16 protein-coding genes are annotated in these 18556 nt (G+C 43.0%); 1 reads left to right on the forward strand and 15 read right to left on the reverse strand.

Going from position 1 to position 18556, the window contains the following annotated elements; translation table 11 throughout:
- Positions 1-43: 43 nt before the first annotated feature.
- From pgsA to ezrA, 11 genes are all read right to left on the reverse strand, one after another.
- The gene (pgsA, locus tag OKIT_RS08760) at positions 44-604 is read right to left on the reverse strand and encodes a CDP-diacylglycerol--glycerol-3-phosphate 3-phosphatidyltransferase (protein WP_007747140.1); all 561 of its coding nucleotides are present in this window, start codon (positions 602-604) and stop codon (positions 44-46) included.
- Entirely contained in the window at positions 601-1575 is a 975-nt protein-coding gene (locus OKIT_RS08765) for a helix-turn-helix domain-containing protein (RefSeq protein ID WP_007747150.1), read from the reverse strand. The genes pgsA and OKIT_RS08765 overlap by 4 nt, the downstream gene beginning before the upstream one ends.
- A gap of 20 nt (positions 1576-1595) precedes the next feature.
- Positions 1596-2873 carry an EF-P 5-aminopentanol modification-associated protein YfmH gene (gene yfmH / locus OKIT_RS08770; protein WP_007747151.1) on the reverse strand — a complete coding sequence of 426 codons (1278 nt, stop codon included), beginning with the start codon at positions 2871-2873 and terminating at the stop codon, positions 1596-1598.
- Positions 2863-4173 (reverse strand): EF-P 5-aminopentanol modification-associated protein YfmF, encoded by a 1311-nt coding sequence (yfmF, locus tag OKIT_RS08775; protein ID WP_050804077.1) that lies wholly within the window; start codon positions 4171-4173, stop codon positions 2863-2865. Before yfmF ends, yfmH begins: the two co-directional genes overlap by 11 nt.
- Entirely contained in the window at positions 4122-5555 is a 1434-nt protein-coding gene (gene cls / locus OKIT_RS08780; protein ID WP_007747153.1) for a cardiolipin synthase, read from the reverse strand. Before cls ends, yfmF begins: the two co-directional genes overlap by 52 nt.
- A gap of 4 nt (positions 5556-5559) precedes the next feature.
- The gene (gene mreD / locus OKIT_RS08785; RefSeq protein WP_007747156.1) at positions 5560-6105 is read right to left on the reverse strand and encodes a rod shape-determining protein MreD; all 546 of its coding nucleotides are present in this window, start codon (positions 6103-6105) and stop codon (positions 5560-5562) included.
- Positions 6102-6950, reverse strand: a complete 849-nt coding sequence (mreC, locus tag OKIT_RS08790; RefSeq protein WP_007747162.1) for a rod shape-determining protein MreC — start codon at positions 6948-6950, stop codon at positions 6102-6104. The genes mreD and mreC overlap by 4 nt, the downstream gene beginning before the upstream one ends.
- 30 nt (positions 6951-6980) lie before the next feature.
- The gene (gene mreB, locus OKIT_RS08795; protein WP_007747164.1) at positions 6981-7985 is read right to left on the reverse strand and encodes a rod shape-determining protein; all 1005 of its coding nucleotides are present in this window, start codon (positions 7983-7985) and stop codon (positions 6981-6983) included.
- 47 nt (positions 7986-8032) lie between these two features.
- Positions 8033-9244 carry a bifunctional folylpolyglutamate synthase/dihydrofolate synthase gene (locus OKIT_RS08800; RefSeq protein ID WP_007747167.1) on the reverse strand — a complete coding sequence of 404 codons (1212 nt, stop codon included), beginning with the start codon at positions 9242-9244 and terminating at the stop codon, positions 8033-8035.
- The gene (locus OKIT_RS08805; RefSeq protein ID WP_007747169.1) at positions 9237-11948 is read right to left on the reverse strand and encodes a valine--tRNA ligase; all 2712 of its coding nucleotides are present in this window, start codon (positions 11946-11948) and stop codon (positions 9237-9239) included. The genes OKIT_RS08800 and OKIT_RS08805 overlap by 8 nt, the downstream gene beginning before the upstream one ends.
- A 354-nt stretch (positions 11949-12302) precedes the next feature.
- On the reverse strand, positions 12303-14003 hold the full coding sequence (gene ezrA, locus OKIT_RS08815) for a septation ring formation regulator EzrA (protein WP_028291767.1): 1701 nt from the start codon (positions 14001-14003) through the stop codon (positions 12303-12305).
- Positions 14004-14273: 270 nt separating this feature from the next.
- On the opposite strand from ezrA, the gene rpsD reads away from it, so the two are divergent.
- Positions 14274-14888, forward strand: a complete 615-nt coding sequence (rpsD, locus tag OKIT_RS08820) for a 30S ribosomal protein S4 (RefSeq protein ID WP_007747173.1) — start codon at positions 14274-14276, stop codon at positions 14886-14888.
- A gap of 89 nt (positions 14889-14977) precedes the next feature.
- On the opposite strand, the gene pnuC is transcribed toward rpsD, so the two are convergent.
- From pnuC to OKIT_RS08840, 4 genes are all read right to left on the reverse strand, one after another.
- Positions 14978-15736 carry a nicotinamide riboside transporter PnuC gene (gene pnuC / locus OKIT_RS08825; protein ID WP_148126064.1) on the reverse strand — a complete coding sequence of 253 codons (759 nt, stop codon included), beginning with the start codon at positions 15734-15736 and terminating at the stop codon, positions 14978-14980.
- Between the two features lie 95 nt (positions 15737-15831).
- On the reverse strand, positions 15832-17463 hold the full coding sequence (gene groL / locus OKIT_RS08830; protein WP_007747179.1) for a chaperonin GroEL: 1632 nt from the start codon (positions 17461-17463) through the stop codon (positions 15832-15834).
- 3 nt (positions 17464-17466) lie between these two features.
- Positions 17467-17742: a GroES family chaperonin gene (locus OKIT_RS08835; RefSeq protein ID WP_007747182.1), complete on the reverse strand. Its 276-nt coding sequence runs from the start codon at positions 17740-17742 to the stop codon at positions 17467-17469.
- 113 nt (positions 17743-17855) lie between these two features.
- Entirely contained in the window at positions 17856-18521 is a 666-nt protein-coding gene (locus OKIT_RS08840) for a redox-sensing transcriptional repressor Rex (RefSeq protein WP_007747184.1), read from the reverse strand.
- Between the last annotated feature and the right edge of the window lie 35 nt (positions 18522-18556).

Consider the following 18556-nt stretch of genomic DNA (forward strand, 5'->3'; position numbering starts at 1 on the left):
ACTTTCTACAGTGGTTATACGAAACCATGGGCATTTTTTTAAATCACATGCCATCCGAGAATACTGAACGGTTCTGAACGAAATAATCGATCCCTGAATAAATTGTAAAAATCACAGCAAGATAAATTAAGATCTGCCCAATCGGAATAGGACTGCCGAAGTTGCTGCAATACAGGAAAATAATGGCAAACATCTGTGTGAATGTTTTGATTTTGCCAGGCATCTGTGCAGCCATAACCGTACCGTTATTTTCAACAATTAAGGTCCTTAACCCTGTGATGGCTAGTTCGCGGATAACAATAATAGCGGTCATCCAAGCCGGAACAGCGCCAAATTGAGTCAGAAAGATCAAAGCGGTCATCACCAGCAGTTTATCAGCCAAAGGATCAGCAAACTTGCCAAAATTAGTCACCAAATGACGTGACCTGGCAATTCTGCCATCGAGTAAATCGGTCAACGAAGCCAAGGCGAAAATAACAGCAGCCAGCAGCCAGCCACTTGGCCGGCCGAATGTCGTCGACCAATTGATAGGCAGCGATAAGATTAAAATAAATAAAGGAATCATTAAAATTCGAAAGGTTGTTAATTTATTAGGCAAATTCATTGCGGTGTTTTCTCCCGTCTAATAATTATATTCGTAATCAGAATCGATGAGCCAGACATAAACTGCGTATCTTGATTATCAAACAGGATTCTCGTGTTGTATGGATTGCCTAAATGAATCACAATTTGATTCTGGTCACCACTTAGCGTTGTATCGTGCTCGGCACCTGCTGCAATTGTACTGGCAAACTGACGGACATTATCCACTGTCACTGTCGTCCATCCGGCATTGGCCGCCTGGATCTGAATCGTATGGTCCGCCGTATCGTAGAAGGTCATGGTCGCCGTGTTATTTTGAAACTGCGGTTTCGATAAAGGCTGCGTCTGGCTATTGGACGAAGACGAGGCAGATGAACTACTGGACTGCGGCCGGCTGCTGCTAGATTGTGAAATACTCGTTGAACTTGAATTAACCGGATTCTGGCTAAATAAACTTGGCCGAATTCTACCAAATGCCAGCCATAAGGCAAAGGCCAGAATAATTAACGCAACAATTAGAAAAATAACGGGCAGGCGGCTGAGCAGGCGGCGGGTAACTGGTGTGGAGAGATTCATGCCGGCACGCGGAATCCTGTCAGACCCTACTCGAATAGAATTATTAGACAGAGAATCATTCGCATCTTTGTCTCGCTCTTCCTGCTTGTTTTCCGAAAAGCCATCAAATAAGTGCGCAGAAACACCTCTGTTCTGGCCGGCTTTAATCTCGCCGTCATCTTTAGGCTGGCGAGCACGATCTGCAGCTGGCATGGTATCCAAAATTGTATTTGGATCAAGGTCCACTGTATTAGCGTATTGACGTATAAATGCCTTCACATAAAAAGGGCCAGGCAGCCTATTCACTTGGCCATTTTCGATTGCTTGCAGATAACGAACTTGAATTTTAGTCGACGAGGAGATATCTTCTAAGGTCAAACCATGCTGTTCACGTGCATCTTGCAGCCGTTTTCCAATTGATTGGTAATCAGTATCCATTCATTAAGATTATAACAATCTTAATCTAACGGTTCGATCGAAAAACGACTAAATGAATTTATATCGTAATATTTTTCAAATAAAGCCACTGCTCGCTTATAAGTGAGGCTTTTGAGATTATCTGTAATTTGAAAAACATTGCTATCCGTATCATATTCATCTAAAACTGTGAAAACGTTGTTTTCCAACTGATCCAAAGACATCGACAGCTCACCAAAAGTAGCTGATTTTTGGACCTCGAATTCATTTGCTAAACGGCTATCGAAAGATATGCGCTTTAACTGAGACAAAATCTCTTGGAAGGCTTTCTGTTGTTTGCCATGGCCGCTAAAACTAATGAACTGATAATTGCGGCCAATTTCTGCTTGTGCCATAAAATCGTCATTCAAAATACCTGCATCGTAATTTTTCATGTACCAGTCAGATGAATCAGAAAAATAAAGATCCAGCAGTAAATCACTTGCAAAAGCCAAATCAATAGCTTCATCCCGGCTCGATGGCATGTTTATGCCTTTAATACCGGCTGTAATTAAAGTTTGAGAAATCGGCATCTTTCTGCTGCCTGACGCAAGGATCGGGATTTGATTATCAAACAAACTCATCGACGTAAACGCTATTTTCGGGCGCGACAATTCCCTTTGCGTGTCTCTGATTAAAGCCATAGTCGCCTGTGGATCAATGTTTCCTGAAATTTTGAGGTGCAGATTGCTTGGCTGATAAAAGTATTTGTGAAACTGATAAAGCATGTCGCTGGTTAATTGGCTGATCGTCGATACTTTGCCGGCAATATCTTGGGCCAAGGGCTGTTGAGCGTATAAATTACCCATCAATCCAAAAGAAAGTGCCCAATCCGGCATATCCTGGTACATGACCAACTCTTGGCCAATGATCCCCTGCTCCTTGTTAATAGAACTCTGCGTATAATAAGGTTCCTGAACAAAATGCAGCAGCAGCCGGATCGATGCGGCAATCTCCTCTGTTCCCTGAAAGTAGTAAACAGTGCGGGATTGGCTCGTATAAGCATTTGAAAATGCACCATAGCGGCTAAATATTTGGTCCACATCTCCCTGCTCTTTTTCAAACATCTTGTGTTCAGCAAAATGCGCAATGCCCGAAGGAAAAGTGACCACTTTGCCATTTTCATCGACGATTTTCTGGTCAACAGCACCCGCATCAACGAACAATGCGGCAAAAACTGAATGAAAATCTTTCTTAGGCATCAAAGTCACTTTCAAACCATCTGTCAGTGTTTCACTGTAAACAGTCTGTTTAAATTGCGAATATTCGTCAATCTTCATTAATCAAAACCGCCTCTGCTTGCTTTACCGACTTTTTTGCAAAATCTGCTACCTGCTGAGGCGTCACAGATTGGATCACGGCTATAATTTGGCTGCTGGAAAGAGCGTAACCAGTCAAAAAAGCATTGATCGATTTCTCAATGGCAGTCTCTTCGTAGTCCTCGCCCGCCTGAATAGCTGCAACTAGCTCCTCTTTGATCGTGGTAAACAAATCATTGGAAAAATCCTGCTTTTTAACTCGTTCCAGCTGCAGATCAATCTCATTTTTAACAAGTTCGACATTATCCTTATCCAATCCTGCCTGAACGGTCATCCAACCATCAACGGCGAAAAAAGTTGAATTTGCGTAATAAGCCAGATGTAATTTTTCACGGATATTCAAAAAAAGCAAAGATTGACTCGAACCACCAAAAAGGCGGGAAAAAACCATCGCCGTATATCTCTGTTGAGTCAGATAATCATAATCCAGAAAATTATAGGCTCGTTCCAGGAGCGCCTGATCACCCTTTTCGTGCAGTTCAGCAAATTGGTCAGGTTTTACTGCTTGTGTATAGACTGGGTTGGGAATCGGCCGGCTGTTTTGCGAAACGTTTGGCCAAGAAGCGACCAACTTTTCAACTTCAAGTTCACTCGGGAGGCCAGCTACTTCCAATGACATTTCATCGTTAGCCAGCATAGCATGGTAAGCCGAAACGACGGTTTCATTTGTTAACTGCCTGATTGACAAAGGACTCCCTTCGGGTTGAATTCTAAAATCAGGATTGACAAAATATTTTTTGAGAATCAGATCATGGAGCTTATAGCTTTTATTATCAAAATTTGCTAAAAATTCAGAAAGAAAATTCTGCTTTTCATTTTCAAACAAATGCTCAGGAAATAAGCCATCAACAATCAACGGATTAAAAATCTGGCCGGACAAAAAATTGAAACTTTTTGCCAATAATTGCTGGTCTCCCGCAGCTTGCGGGCTGGGTATCTTCAGTGCAAAACGCAGTTTGGAAAGCCGCCCAAAACGACTTGTCGACACAGAAAAATGTGCGCCGTAAAGTGTATTAAGTTTCTTAGTCAGCAACTGTCGGTTCGGAAAAAAGGCCGAACTATCTTCCAGTATTTGAGCCAGCAACGCACGATTGACTGCCGTGCCTTTTTCAAAGGGAGCGTAAAATTCCGCAACAATTTTAACTGACTGAAATTTATCAGTCGTTAAGACATTTAAATTGATACCATTGGCTAATTTTTTCATATTTTTCACAGGATCGGTGACAGTAAGCGCGAAAACTTTTGCAGTACCGTCATCCAAACCCCCTGTCCATCGAAATCTTCCTGACTCAGAAGTTTTGACTGTGACACATCTTTAGTGATTTGATTCTTGATTTTGTTGGCAAACTTGGCACTGTAAATAAAAGCATTTGCTTCAAAACTCAATTCAAAGGACCGAATATCCATATTAGCAGAACCAATGCTGATAATTTCATCATCGATCATTAATAATTTGCTGTGCAGAAAACCATTATCATAACGATAAACATGTGCGCCAGCCTGTATCAACTCTTGTGCATAATACTGTGTTGCGCGATAAACAAAGGGATGGTCTGGTCGATTGGGAATAAAAACATCTACTTTAACACCGGCAGCCAGAGCAATCAGCAGGTTTTCAAAAATCGGTTGATCGGGAATTAAATATGGCGTCTGAATCGTAATCGTTTTTGTAGCAAGACTAATCATTTTCAAATAGCCTTGTTTAATCTGATCAACAAGCGATTCCGGGCCGGACGAAACAATTTGAATCGGATGAATACCGTTGACTTGTGTTGCTGGAAAGTAATCCGCCAGAAAAGATAATTTGTCATCTTCCTTAGCTGTGGCATTCCAATCAATAAAGAAACGTGATTGCAATGACAGAACGGCATCTCCAACAATTTTCAACTGTGAATCACGCCAATTACCGAATTTTTTTGATTTCCCCAGATACTGGTCACCAACATTAAAGCCGCCGATATAGCCAACTTTTCCGTCGATGACGACAACCTTGCGGTGAAAACGAAAATTGATTCTCAACGCAAGCAGCTGAAAACGCCGCGTTAAAAAAGGATAAATGATACCACCAGCCTGCTGTAAGCGGCGGTACATACGGCGATGAGTACCGTGAGAACCATAAGCATCATAAATCACACGAACTTCAACACCTGCTTGGGCTTTTTTGGTCAGCAGATCAATTAGCTTGTTACCGGTTGGATCGTCAAAAATAGAAAAAAAAGCCAAATGAATATGGTCCTGTGCCTTCTCGATTTCAAGAAATAAATCATCAAAAAAATCTTGACCATCAAAAAAGGTATCAAGATCATTGCCATAGGTCAGAATCGCTCCGCTGTTACTGGCAAACAGTTTAGAAAGCATTGTGGCATTTTCATCCAGCTTCAAATGATGATTGTAATATTTTTGATTATCCCGAATCTGTTCTCGGCCAACAATTTCCTGACTGGTAAAATCAAAAATTTTTTTATCAGAGATTCGGCGTCCTGTAAACCAATAAATAACAAAGCCAAAAACAGGTACAAATAACAGGACAACTAGCCATGCCCAAATTCTGCTAACCTCTCTTTTGCTCCAGAAAACCGTTACAACCGCAAAGAAAGCATTCAGCAATAATATAACCGAAATTATGTAGAAAAATAAATTCATGGGATTAGCTATTAATTATATAAGTCAAAGACTCAACCGGACGATAAAATATCATCTCAATAAGACTATTTATGAAAATCGTTGGAAATACAGTGAAAATCAGGTAATTAACCAGACTAATATTAACTTCCCCGGTTAAGATACCGGTGATATAAATGAGGCTGTAAAAAACAAGCAAACCGGTTGCCACTGTCCAAAACGAAGAGAGAATTCGATAGGGAATATGTGGATCCAGCAAGAAGACAGTATAAGCGGATAAAAGATAAGCGGTTAGATAGCTGCCAATAGACTGTGTGTAATAAAGATCGAAGAGCAACCCAAGTAATACCAGCCACCACCAAAAATGAAAATGGCGATCGGACCGAAAATGAATCGTGTAAAAAATGCCAATAAAAGTCAGATTGGGCAGAATTGTCCAGTTTGCAAAAGACAAAAAACCGGAAAAAGCCGCCATTAATGAGCCATCAACGAATATTAACACAATTAAAATAACTGGATAAACAATAGCGGGACGGAAAAAACGATGCGTCGAAACATGGCGATTATTCATTCCCCACCTACCTGAGTGACCGCGAGAACGCTGGAAATATCGGATAGATCGGCGGCGGGACGAATATAAATTTGTTTGGCAACGCCATAAGCATCATCACGTACGCTCGCAACTCGGCCAACGTATAAACCCTTAGGCAGGATGCCGCCAAGTCCCGATGTCTGCACCAAACTGCCTTTTTTAATCGTTGATTGCGTGCTGAGCTCATCTAAAATCAGTTGATCACTACTGCGGTTATAGCCAGAAATGACACCGTTAATCGTTGTGCTGCCGCTGTTGACCTGTACTGGAAAACGATCAGCATCAGCCGTCATATTCGAAATAAGCGTCACTTTACTGCTTGTATTCGACACTTGACTCACTTTGCCGATCAATCCCCGAGAATCCAGGATAGGCGCATTCTTTTTAATGCCGGCATTAATACCTTGATTAATAATCAACTGTGAATTCCAGCTGCTGGGTGTGCGGCTGATAACAACGGCGCTCACAGTCTGATAATCAGTCAGTGAATTTTTCAGTTTTAAATTGGCCTTCAGTTCCTTATTTTCTTTTTCCAAGGTCTGAATCCGAATTTGATCAGCCGCAATGCGGTCAACTCTTTTAACCAAATGCTGGTTTTCTTCATAAGTCTTAAATAGTTGTGTTAATGAATTTGTTGATCGGCTCAAGACACTGGTTGGTGCTGAAACACCGCGACCAAAAAAAGCCGCCATATCCGAGGCGAAACGCTGTATCACCGGAATACCGCTAGCTCTGCCGTAAAAGACACTTGAGCCCACAATAAGACCCACAGCTACGATAATCGAAGCTATCGTAATTAAAATTTTCTTTCCATTAAATCGCAAGACTCATCCAGACCCAACTACTTATTATTTTTACTTAAATTGCATCTGCGAAGAACGCAGCATTTCACCCAGCCCGTTAGCAACTGCTTCTTGCGGATTAGGCGCAATAAAAACAGGCACGTGAACAGTATCTGCAATCACGCGGTCAAGAAACCTTAAATTAGCACCGCCGCCTGTCAGTGTAATACCGCGGTCAATGATATCAGATACAAGTTCCGGTAGAGATTCCTCTAGCGTTGTCTGAATTTCAACCAGAATATGGCTGACTGGACTGGCAATGGCAAGTGCAACATCTTCTGCTGTCACATCGCGTTGAGCGGGCAGCCCGGAAATTAGGTCAATGCCCTTAACTGTAGCCGAACCCAGCTGCTTAGCAGCTTTAACATCAGCGGAACCAATCTCTTCTTTTAAAATCTGAGCATCACCTTCAGAAATGCGGAAATTGTAGCGTTGCAGAACCATGTCTTTAATGGCTTCGTTCATCGCATCCCCAGCAAAAGTCGTTGAACGAGAAGCATTGGCTTTGCCCAAGCTGATCGTGGCGATGTCCACTGTACCACCGCCTAAATCGACCACCATTGTGCCAGGTGCGTCATAGACGGGTAAACCAGCTCCAACAGCCGCCGCAATTGGTTCATCGATCACGTAAGCATCGCGGACACCGGCAGATTGGGCAGCGTCTTTAACAGCTCGGCGTTCAACTTCAGTGACACCACTAGGAACGCCGATAATCGCTAAGGGTTTTCCGGGACGATTATTATAGGCCACATTCAAAAAGTACTTTAAAAGACCCACTGTCGCGTCCAAATCAGAAATGACGCCTTTACGCAAAGGGCGGATGACTGAAATCGTAGGCGGATTCTTTTCAAACATTTTATGCGCTGCTGACCCAACAGCCATCAATTCACCAGTCGCAGTATCTTTTGCAACGAAACTCGGTTCGTTGATGATAATACCCGAGCCTTCTAAAAAGACCAGAGTATTGCTTGTGCCGAGATCAATCCCGACATTTTTTTGTCCAAATCCTAATGCCATATATGTCCTATCCTTACAAGTATAACACGCAGTTTTTCAGCGCCTTTTCACTTTTTTTGCAATTTATTTTTCAGATAAATCCGCGCCTGGCTGACGAAATAGAGGGATCCAGTCACCACGATCATCTGCTTTTCATTGTCTATTTTTTCAAGCAGTTCGTCCAACTGTTTATGCCATTCTTCATAATGATCCGATTCAGCTGTCTGACGGTATGATTCCCAATTAACTGGAAAAACCTTGGCAAAAGGTAGATTATCAAAGTTTCTAACTGAAATTTTTTTCTTTTCCAAATGACCGAACACAATTAATTGCTCCCGATCACCATATTCACGCAGCAGCGAATCAGTCAATATGGCAAGCCCTTGTGGATTATGTGCGCCATCAACGATAATCAGAGGATTCTTAGAAATAATTTCCATGCGGGCCGGCCAGGAAACGTGGTTAATAAATTTGATCAATTTATCAGTTGTCCAAAAATCGATTATCTCCAAGAAGCGTTCATTTGGCAGAATATTATGCAGATAAATTTTGACCACAGCCCAAGCCAAGGCCGCATTATATCTTTGATAGTAGCCGCGTGAAACTTTTAGCTTGCTATCAATCTCACCGTAGGGTACCTGCAGATCCTGAGCCTGTTTTTCCACGACCTCTTTAGCTTCACTGGGCAAACGGCCGTAAAGCAGCGCTTTCGTGGTTTTTTTAACGATACCGACCTTTTGGTAAGCAATTTTCGCTAATGTGTCGCCAAGAATGTCCATGTGATCCATGCCAACACTAGTAATAACTGCCACCGTGGCATCTATCACATTGGTTGAGTCCCAAAGGCCGCCGATACCAACTTCAATCACCAAGGCGTCCAGGTGGGATTCGGAAAAATACAGGAGCGCAATGGCAGTAATCACTTCAAATTCAGTCTGGTTTGTATAATAATCAGCGATCCGCTGTGTGTAGACGGTCAAATCGCTATCAGAAATATATTGGCCGTCAATTTCAATCCGCTCATTAAATTTAATAATAAAAGGAGAAATATAGAGGCCAGTCTTAAAGCCGCTGGCAGTCAAAATAGCCTGCGAAAAGCGTGAAACAGATCCCTTGCCATTGGTGCCGGTCACATGAATGACCGGCGGTAGTTTTTTCTCTGGGTGACCCAAACTCTCTAGTAAAGCCAGTATTCTTTTTTGAGTATCATGCTCGACTCGAAGACCAGGACGGGTCAGCGAATGAATCCATGCAATAGCTTGTTCTGCGTTTTCAATCATGGCTGCTTTCTTTTAATGTCTGAATCCGTTCCTGCGTAGCTGATAATTTAGCCTGCCAGTCATCCAGCTTTTCTCTTTCTGCTGCGACAACTTTTTCTGGTGCTGACGATGTAAATTTCTCGTTGGCCAGTTTGCCGCTAGACCGTTTGACTTCGGCTTGGAATTTTGCCGCTTGTTTTTCCAAACGCTGAACTTCTTCGCCCAAATCAACCAACTCAGCCAAAGGCACATACACCACTGCACCATTGATTACCTGAGACATCGCCAGGGCCGGGGCCTGGATATCCGGCGCAATCACCAAGGATTTAGGGTGGCCGAATCGCTGAATATAATCTGTATTCTCCTGGAAGACAGTTCTCAAATCGTCGTCTTCTGTCTGAATCAGAATATCAACAGGCGTTGAAATGGCTGCTTTGGCTTCAGACCGGATATTTCTAATGGCTGTTATCAAATCCTGCAAGGCAGAAAATGATGTCTCAGCTTGTTTATCGGATAAAGCCGGATTAACAGTTGGATAGTCAGCGATCACAAGGCTTTCTTGTGCTTTCCGGCCGGGCAGCTGCTGCCAAATAGCCTCTGTGACAAAAGGCATAATCGGATGCAGCAGTCGTAATGTCTGGTCGAGGACATAAGCTAAAATCTGCTGAACCGGCGTCTTGCCTTTATTGCCACCAGCGCCTAGCGTCTCTTTAGTCATCTCGATATACCAATCGGCGAAATCGTCCCAAATGAAGTTATACAGCTGACGTCCAGCTTCACCAAATTCGAATTTATCAAAATTGCTTGTTACTTTGTCGATCGTGGCAGTCAAACGCGACAAAATCCAACGATCGGCCAACGTCATTTGATCAGCTGACGGCAGCTGTACCAGTGTATTATCATCGAGGTTCATTAACACATAACGGGAGACATTCCAAATTTTATTAATGAAATTCCAAGCCGAATCCATCTTGTCATAAGAGAAATTCAAATCTTGGCCCGGCGTTGAACCCGTTGACAAAAACCAACGCAAGGCATCAGCGCCATACTTAGCAATCACATCCATGGGATCGATGCCGTTTCCTAATGACTTAGACATCTTGCGTCCCTGGGCATCACGAATTAAGCCGTGGATCAGGACGTTTTTAAAGGGCCTCTGGCCAGTAAATTGCCGGCCTTGAAAAATCATACGGCTAATCCAGAAGAAAATAATGTCATAGCCTGTCACCATTGTCGTAGTCGGGTAAAAACGTTTGTAATCAGGACTTTTCGTATCCGGCCAGCCCATCGTTGAAAAAGGCCATAAAGCGCTGGAAAACCAAGTATCCAAAACATCTGGGTCCTGTACCCAATCATCGCCTTTGGGTGCTGTCAAACCAACATAAGTCTCGGTTTTTCCGCTTGCGTCTTTTCGATACCAGGCCGGGATGCGATGACCCCACCAAAGTTGACGGGAGATGACCCAATCATGGACATTCTCCATCCACTTTGTATAGGTATCTTCAAAACGAGTCGGCCAAAAATCGACATGTTCATTAGTAATTCCCTGCATCTTTAAGGCTTGCTGTGCTAAAGGCTGCATTTTAACAAACCACTGCGTCGACAAACGTGATTCGATTTGGACATCAGTTCTTTCTGAGTGGCCAACAGAGTGGACAATCGGATCAATTTTCAGCATGTAACCGCCGCTTTTTAGGTCCGCGACCATAGCTTTGCGCGCTTGGAAACGATCCATTCCCTTGTATGGCCCGGCATTTTCATTCATTGAAGCATCTTCATTCATCGTGTTGATGCGAGGCAGGTTATGACGATTGCCCACTTGAAAATCATTGGGATCATGTGCTGGCGTGATCTTGACCATACCAGTTCCAAAATCCTTATCAACATACTGGTCAGCAATGATTTCAACTTCACGGTTCACCAAAGGTACACGAATTTTTCTGCCGACTAAGTCTTTATAGCGCTCATCAGAAGGATTAACAGCCACGGCCGTGTCGCCGAACATTGTTTCTGGGCGCGTGGTCGCGATTTCAATATAATGCTGGCCGTTAAACACATAATCTGGATCAACAAAAGGATATTTAACGTGATAAAAAGCGCCCTGATCGTCTTTATGGATGACTTCAATATCAGACAGAGCTGTACGCGCTTGAGGATCCCAGTTGATGATGTACTCGCCGCGGTAAATTAATTTTTTCTTGTACATATCAACAAAAACTTTACGAACGGCATCATTCAGCCCTTGATCCAAAGTGAAGCGTTCCCGCGTAAAATCTAACGAAAGACCTAATTTTTCCCACTGAGATTTAATAATACTGGCATACTCGTCTTTCCACTGCCAGACCTGATCAACGAATTTTTTCCGACCTAAATCATAACGGCTGGTCCCTTGTTCGCGCAAGCGTGCTTCGACTTTAGCTTGAGTGGCAATACCAGCATGATCCATGCCAGGCAGCCACAAAGTGTCATAACCCTGCATGCGTTTTTGACGGATCAGCATGTCTTGTAAAGTCGTGTCCCAGGCATGGCCCAGATGCAGTTTGCCAGTCACATTTGGCGGTGGAATGACAATTGAATATGCCTCAGGCTGTGCATCGGCATATTTTTGTTTATTTAGTTTTTTGTCAACGTCTGGATTGAACAGTTCGGCTTTTTGCCAACGGTCGTACATCCCTTTTTCGACCTCGGTCGGATTATATTTGGTCGACATTTTAATCTCGCGCATCTCACTTGCCCTTTCTTCTTAAGCGGAAAAAGATCACCAAAGCAGCTATCAAAAATAAAACAGCTGCTAAATGCCATTTATCGTGAATTGTCAGCTCTAAAATTTTTCTTATTAACAATAATCTAGCTTGCATCATCAAATTAAAAGCGCCCTAGGAAAAATCCCGGGACGCTTCTGCGTGGTACCACCCAAGTTGCCTGTTGCCAAGCCGCTTAATATTTATTTTCCGCAATCTCTTAGCAACCTTCGGCCGGCTTGTGTCTGACTCGCAGCAAACGTCAGATCTCTGAACACAATAAAGCTTACTCCTCTAAGTTGTCTTTAAGTATATCTAAATGCCGCCTGCCTTTCAAGCTAGAAAGGTGTCTGATTGCGATTGACATAGCCATCTCGCAAACGCCTGTAGCTGCCGGCTTCCACTTGATTTAAGGCGCGTCCGACAATATCGACTGTCCGGCTATAATCCAGATCACGTTCATAATATAATCTAGCCTGCTGCAAGGCACTGATAATTTCCTGGCGGTCAACATAGCGATTAGCGTAATGAATTAATTCAACCGCCAAATTTGCATTGACATACAATTCCGACGAGCTGGATTTCAAATCTGCCAGATCGGTTGTCACTTCATGCGCCTGGCGCTGTGCATCGTCCAAATTCACTCGGGCTGAAGCCACCATTTCGTTAAGCGATTTGATTTCATCCTGCACGGAGATAAACTGCAGGCGATAATCAGCTGGCAATCCCGGCATATCAACCTGTTCCAACACACGACGAATATTAGAAAGTTCGCCAGCATATTGAAGTGAAATTCGTTTTAAATCATCAAAAACCTGCGGATAGGAACTGATTGTGACATACAGATCACGCTGATTTTTAGAAATTTGGTCCAATTGTTTGAATAGGCCTAGCTGCGTTTGGCGCAAAGCTGTAAAAGGTGCCTTCTTTTCCCGCCAGCGTTTCACATTGCCGTCGTTTTGCGCAGCAACTGATTTAATCTGTTCTGCCCAACCGCGGGTGTCTTCGACCTCTGAGTGCGACAAGATAAAACGCTGGTTTAAACGATCAATTTCCAGAGTCAGCTCCTGATTTTGCGCACGAACATGGGCCAGTTCACCACTTAGTTTGCGATCATTTTTCTTAACATCGTATTCGGCACCAAACTCATTATCAATCGTGTCGTACAAAGTTTTGATCTGAACCTCCAAAACAGCCTGTGCTTCAGTCGTTTTTTTAAGATTCAATGCCTTTAAACTATCAGAAATCCGTTGATAGCTTTTCTTCATATCGGAGATAACGACGTTAGGATCTGCGTCAAACACAAAGCCGCGTTTTGTTAAGGTATCGGCCCCGCTTTGCAATTCTTTAAAATTAGCTGGATAACGATTGACTAATTTGTCATAAAGCGGCGGAATATCAATCATCTTTTTTTCCAGATCATTGGTCTCAACACGCAAACGTTCATAAACATCAGTAGCAGCACTATGGTCGCCGGATTCGGTTAATTTGACAAATTTCGCAAAATTGTCTTCCAAGCCGGACAGAACATTTTCCAAAGGTTCTGCGGCTGGGCCGTATTTAAACGACTCGGCCAGTATTTTTTTGCGCAGGCGGTCATAACGAACCCGTAATTCATCAACTGCTTTACGATGTTCTTGATCAACTTCGTTGAGTTTTTCAAGGCCGTCTTGGATATCTTTAATCTTGGCCTGCGTTTCTTGCAATGTTGCATCCAAAGTATTAAATTCTTCTCGTGTCTTAAAGACGTTTAATCCGCGTGCATCAAAAACAACCGAGTTGGCTAGCTGATCAATATGAAGGAACTTGGAATTCTCAATGTCATTGTAATCTGCTTCCAAACGCTGATAATCATGCAGCGATTTACCTGTCAAACTCAGTTTGCGAGCATCCAGCAAAGCCTGGCGGACATTGATCTGTGCCAATTTGTCCTTTGCATCCACGATTTCGTTGGATCTCCGTGCAAAGGACCGCTGAAAAAGAATTGCTGCCAGATATGTCAGAAATAGAATTATAGAAATTATTAATACCCAAACCATAGCTGTCATTATTTTATGACTTGTTTGCCTGATTCTTGAAGAACATCAGCTTTTCTTAAAATCTAGTTCGCCTTCACACGAACGTGGGAAGCGGCTCAGCTTGCTTAAAAACCAAAATCCGTGTAGTATATAAGGGTTGTTTGCAGCAGTTAAACGAGAAGCTCGTCAACAAGTCAGTTTCAAAGCAAATCTTTGAGTAGGCAAGCTGTAGAACCGAAGCTGTTTTGCACGAATCTTGGTTTAGCCCATTTACAACAGAATGGAGAAAATATGTCACGTTATACCGGACCAAAGTGGCGTTTAAGCCGTCGTCTTGGCATTTCCCTTTCGGGAACTGGCAAGGAATTGGCAAAACGCCCTTATGCACCTGGCGACCACGGTAATACCGGCCGCCGCCCTAAGTTTTCTGAATATGCCACGCAATTGCGTGAAAAGCAGAAACTTCGTTTCACCTATGGATTGACTGAGCGTCAATTCCATAATTTGTTCTTAAAAGCCGGCAAGATCCGTCAGGGCTTGCACGGTACTAATTTCTTAATTTTATTGGAGACACGTTTGGATTCAGTTGTCTACCGTCTTGGTTTAGCAACTACACGTGCTCAGTCACGCCAGCTTGTCAATCATGGCCATATCCTGGTTGACGGCAAGCGTGTGACGATCCCTTCTTTTGAAGTCAAGCCCGGAGAAATGATTTCCGTTCGCGACCGTTCCAAGAAGATCACTCCAATTATTAACGCAGTTGAGTCATCTCTGCATAACACACCCTTCGTTGAATTCGATGCTGATAAGCTGGAAGGCAAATTAGTTCGATTCCCAGAGCGCGAAGAACTCGGTGCTGATATTAACGAATCTCTGATCGTTGAATATTACAACCGTCTTGGTTAATTTAAAAGACCAGCAATCAGATTGCTGGTCTTTTTTGTATTCAATTGCCTTATGTCGTGACACAAAAAAAGACCGCATATTCGGTCTTTTTAGTTTGCATGGTGAAACCAAGCAATTCGTTTGTCCAATAAAGCAACTGCATCATTAGCCAAGTAAAGCATATAAGTGAAGAATAGGACTAGAGAAGCATCCCCTTGTGCTGCTGTAATTCCCCACAAAATCACTTGTGCCAATCCTTGGATAATCCAAAAATAATAAGATTCTGAGAAACGCAAAGTTGTTAACAAAGCACCCGTGATACCAATAGCAGCCGTGAAAGAATCAATCATTGGACGAGGTGTTTTAGTGATATAAATTTCAAAGAAATAAAGCAGAATCCAGGCTGCAATAAAAGAAAATGCAAATAAACGATGCCAATAGGCAGCTGAATGTTTTTCGCCACGCTGATCAACTTCAGCAATCCGCCGAACTTTCTTTTCCACGTCGATCGCCCAATTAGGCGAAATCAACACTGGAATATCCAGCAAGACGATGTAAACGGCCTGCAGAATGGCATCCGATGGATTGTGTGCCGCTACAGCCACCACGATATAAATCAGGGCCGAAATTAAGCCGAAGACGCCGTTTAGCGGACGAGTATTCGTAATTGCCAAGGTGGTTGTAAAACCAAGGATGGCCGCAATAAATGTCCAAATTGCAATCGTACTGAGCGGACTTGTAAAAGTCTGCCAGGCAATAAATAGATAGCCAAAAATCAAAAGAATATATGAAGACCTTGACCAACCGGACATTTGGTGAATGTACCAGGATGGTTTGAATAGATCAAAAAAAGTGTGCTGCGTCATAATTTTTTTCCTCCTCCATCAAGCATTTTTGTGAACACAAGATATAAGAATAACAAAAAAATCCCGGAACAATCCGGGATTTTATGTGAAAAATAAGTTTACATCATACCTGGCATGCCTGCACCGGCTCCAGCTGGTGCAGCAGGTTCATCTTTTTTAGGAAGCTCGGAAACAACAGCTTCGGTAGTCAGAATCATAGCCGAAACAGAAGCAGCATTCTGCAAAGCTGAACGAGTAACTTTAGTTGGATCAACAATGCCGGCCTGAATCATGTTTACCCATTCGCCAGTTGCAGCGTTATAGCCGACTTCTGGATCTTCAGTCTTAGCACGCTGAGCAATGACAGAACCTTCAAGGCCAGCATTCTCAACGATCTGACGAAGTGGTTCCTCCAAAGCACGCAGAACAATGCGGGCACCAGTAGCTTCATCGCCCGACAAACCATCAGTCACTTTTTTGACTTCTGGGATAGCATCGATCAAAGCAGTACCGCCACCAGCAACAAAGCCTTCTTCAACAGCGGCACGAGTTGCATTCAAAGCATCTTCAATACGATATTTCTTCTCTTTTAATTCAGTTTCGGTTGCAGCACCGACTCTGACAACAGCAACACCGCCAGCCAGCTTGGCCAAACGTTCCTGCAGCTTTTCTTTATCAAAATCAGAAGTCGTATTTTCAATCTCTTGACGAATACCCTTGATGCGGTCAGCCAAGGCAGATTTATCACCTTTGCCTTCAACAATCGTGGTCTTGTCTTTTGTGATATTGACACGGTTTGCCTGGCCTAATTGGTCAATGGCGACATCCTTCAATTGAAGGCCCAAGTCTTCAGTAATCACAGTACCCCCAGTCAAAATGGCCAGATCCTGTAATTGTGCCTTACGGCGATCGCCAAATCCAGGCGCTTTGACAGCAGCAACATTAAAGGTACCGCGCAGTTTGTTCAAAACAAGTGTTGGCAATGCTTCGCCTGTAATATCATCAGCGATGATCAAAAGCGAACGGCCTTGTTCAACAACGCTTTGCAAAACAGGCAGAATATCTTGGATATTGCCGATCTTCTGGTCGGTAATCAGCAAATAAGGATTATCCAGGTTAGTCTCCATTTTGTCGTTATCTGTGACAAAATATTGACTCATGTATCCACGATCGAACTGCATACCTTCAACGACGTCTAATTCGGTCTCGATACCCTTGGACTCTTCGATCGTGATGACGCCATCATGACCAACTTTTTCCATAGCATCAGCAATCAACTTGCCCGTCTCTTCATTTGCAGCCGAAATCGAAGCAATTTGCTGAATAGAAGAAGAGTCTTTAACTTCATGAGATTCCTTTTTCAAAGCATCGACAGCGGCGGCAGTGGCTTTTTCAATACCAGCACGAATGCCGACAGGATTAGCACCAGCCGTCACGTTCTTCAAGCCTTCGTTAACGATTGCTTGTGTCAAAACAGTCGCAGTTGTCGTACCATCACCGGCAACATCATTAGTCTTAGAAGCGGCTTCAGTCACGAGCTTGGCACCCATATTTTCGTAATGGTCGTCTAATTCGATGGCTTTGGCAATTGTGACACCATCATTTGTAATCGTTGGTGTACCGTAATTCTGCTCCAAAACAACATTGCGTCCTTTAGGACCAATCGTTGTCTTAACAGCATTTGCCAACTTGTCAATTCCTGCCTGCATACGTGTGCGGGCATCTTCAGAAAAACGTACTTCTTTAGCCATGAATTACAAAACCCCCAGAATATCTTTTTCGTGAACGATGAGATAATCTTCTCCATCGATCGTAACTTGTGAACCGGCGTATTTATCAAACATTACTTTGTCGCCGACTTTGACAGACTTAGGAGCTTCAGTATCCCCAATTCCCGTTTCAGAAACTGCCACAACAGAACCTGTAACTGGTTTTTCTTTGGCGTTGTTTGCAATTAAAATCCCACCAACCTTTTCTTCTTCGGGCTGGTCAATACTAAGAACAATTCGATCACCTAATGGTTTAATCATGAATTTAAAAACCTCCTTTAATTTGTTCCGCGTAAAATTATAACGCAATTGGTCAAAAAAGGTCAAACTTTTTGACAAATCCTGACTATTTTAGAAAATAATAAAAAAACGCTTTATTTAGCGCTTTTAATGTTCTTAAAATTATCCACAAAATAGATCAAAGTCTGCATACCGGTCGTCAAATCGACATTCTGCACACGGACACTGGATGGTACCGTAATCCGAATCGGTGAGAAGTTCAAAATTCCCTTGATACCAGCTGCAACTAATTGATCGGTCACTTCTTGAGCTGCTTTTTCCGGCACTGTCAGAATAGCGATCGTAATATTGTTGGCATGCAGCCGTTCTGCCAATTCTTTAACATGATAAACTGGAACCGATTTTCCCATTTCGTTTACCAGCTTGATCGAGCGCTTATCATCGTCAGCATCAAAGCCCATGACGATTTCAATATTGCTGGTATGACTGAAATTATTTTTCATCAAAGCCTGGCCTAGATTTCCAACACCAACCACGGCCACTTTGTTCAGCTTATCTTGCGACAATACCTTACTAAAGAAGCTTAAGAGCGCGCTGACATCGTAACCGAATCCGCGTTTGCCCAAAGCGCCAAAATAAGAGAAGTCGCGGCGAACTGTAGCTGCATCGAACTTAATCGCCTCAGAAATTTCGCTTGAATTGATCCGCTTGATACCAGCATCATTCAATGTGGATAAATAATAATAATAAATCGGCAAACGTTGTGCAGTCGCCCGCGGTATTTGATTTTCAGAAGTCATATCCTTTAAAGTCCCCCAGAACCATTTCTATTACA

The sequence above is a fragment of the Oenococcus kitaharae DSM 17330 genome, from assembly GCF_000241055.1.
Lineage (GTDB): Bacteria > Bacillota > Bacilli > Lactobacillales > Lactobacillaceae > Oenococcus > Oenococcus kitaharae.

Bases quoted from the DNA above. Each gene is read 5' to 3' on its own strand.
- mreD (WP_007747156.1), bottom strand. From the start codon at position 6,105: ATGAATAATCGCCATGTTTCGACGCATCGTTTTTTCCGTCCCGCTATT.
- ezrA (WP_028291767.1), bottom strand. From the start codon at position 14,003: ATGGTTTGGGTATTAATAATTTCTATAATTCTATTTCTGACATATCTG.
- cls (WP_007747153.1), bottom strand. From the start codon at position 5,555: ATGAATTTATTTTTCTACATAATTTCGGTTATATTATTGCTGAATGCT.
- OKIT_RS08840 (WP_007747184.1), bottom strand. From the start codon at position 18,521: ATGACTTCTGAAAATCAAATACCGCGGGCGACTGCACAACGTTTGCCG.
- mreB (WP_007747164.1), bottom strand. From the start codon at position 7,985: ATGGCATTAGGATTTGGACAAAAAAATGTCGGGATTGATCTCGGCACA.
- OKIT_RS08835 (WP_007747182.1), bottom strand. From the start codon at position 17,742: ATGATTAAACCATTAGGTGATCGAATTGTTCTTAGTATTGACCAGCCC.
- OKIT_RS08800 (WP_007747167.1), bottom strand. From the start codon at position 9,244: ATGATTGAAAACGCAGAACAAGCTATTGCATGGATTCATTCGCTGACC.
- pgsA (WP_007747140.1), bottom strand. From the start codon at position 604: ATGAATTTGCCTAATAAATTAACAACCTTTCGAATTTTAATGATTCCT.
- groL (WP_007747179.1), bottom strand. From the start codon at position 17,463: ATGGCTAAAGAAGTACGTTTTTCTGAAGATGCCCGCACACGTATGCAG.
- rpsD (WP_007747173.1), top strand. From the start codon at position 14,274: ATGTCACGTTATACCGGACCAAAGTGGCGTTTAAGCCGTCGTCTTGGC.
- OKIT_RS08765 (WP_007747150.1), bottom strand. From the start codon at position 1,575: ATGGATACTGATTACCAATCAATTGGAAAACGGCTGCAAGATGCACGT.
- OKIT_RS08805 (WP_007747169.1), bottom strand. From the start codon at position 11,948: ATGCGCGAGATTAAAATGTCGACCAAATATAATCCGACCGAGGTCGAA.
- yfmH (WP_007747151.1), bottom strand. From the start codon at position 2,873: ATGAAGATTGACGAATATTCGCAATTTAAACAGACTGTTTACAGTGAA.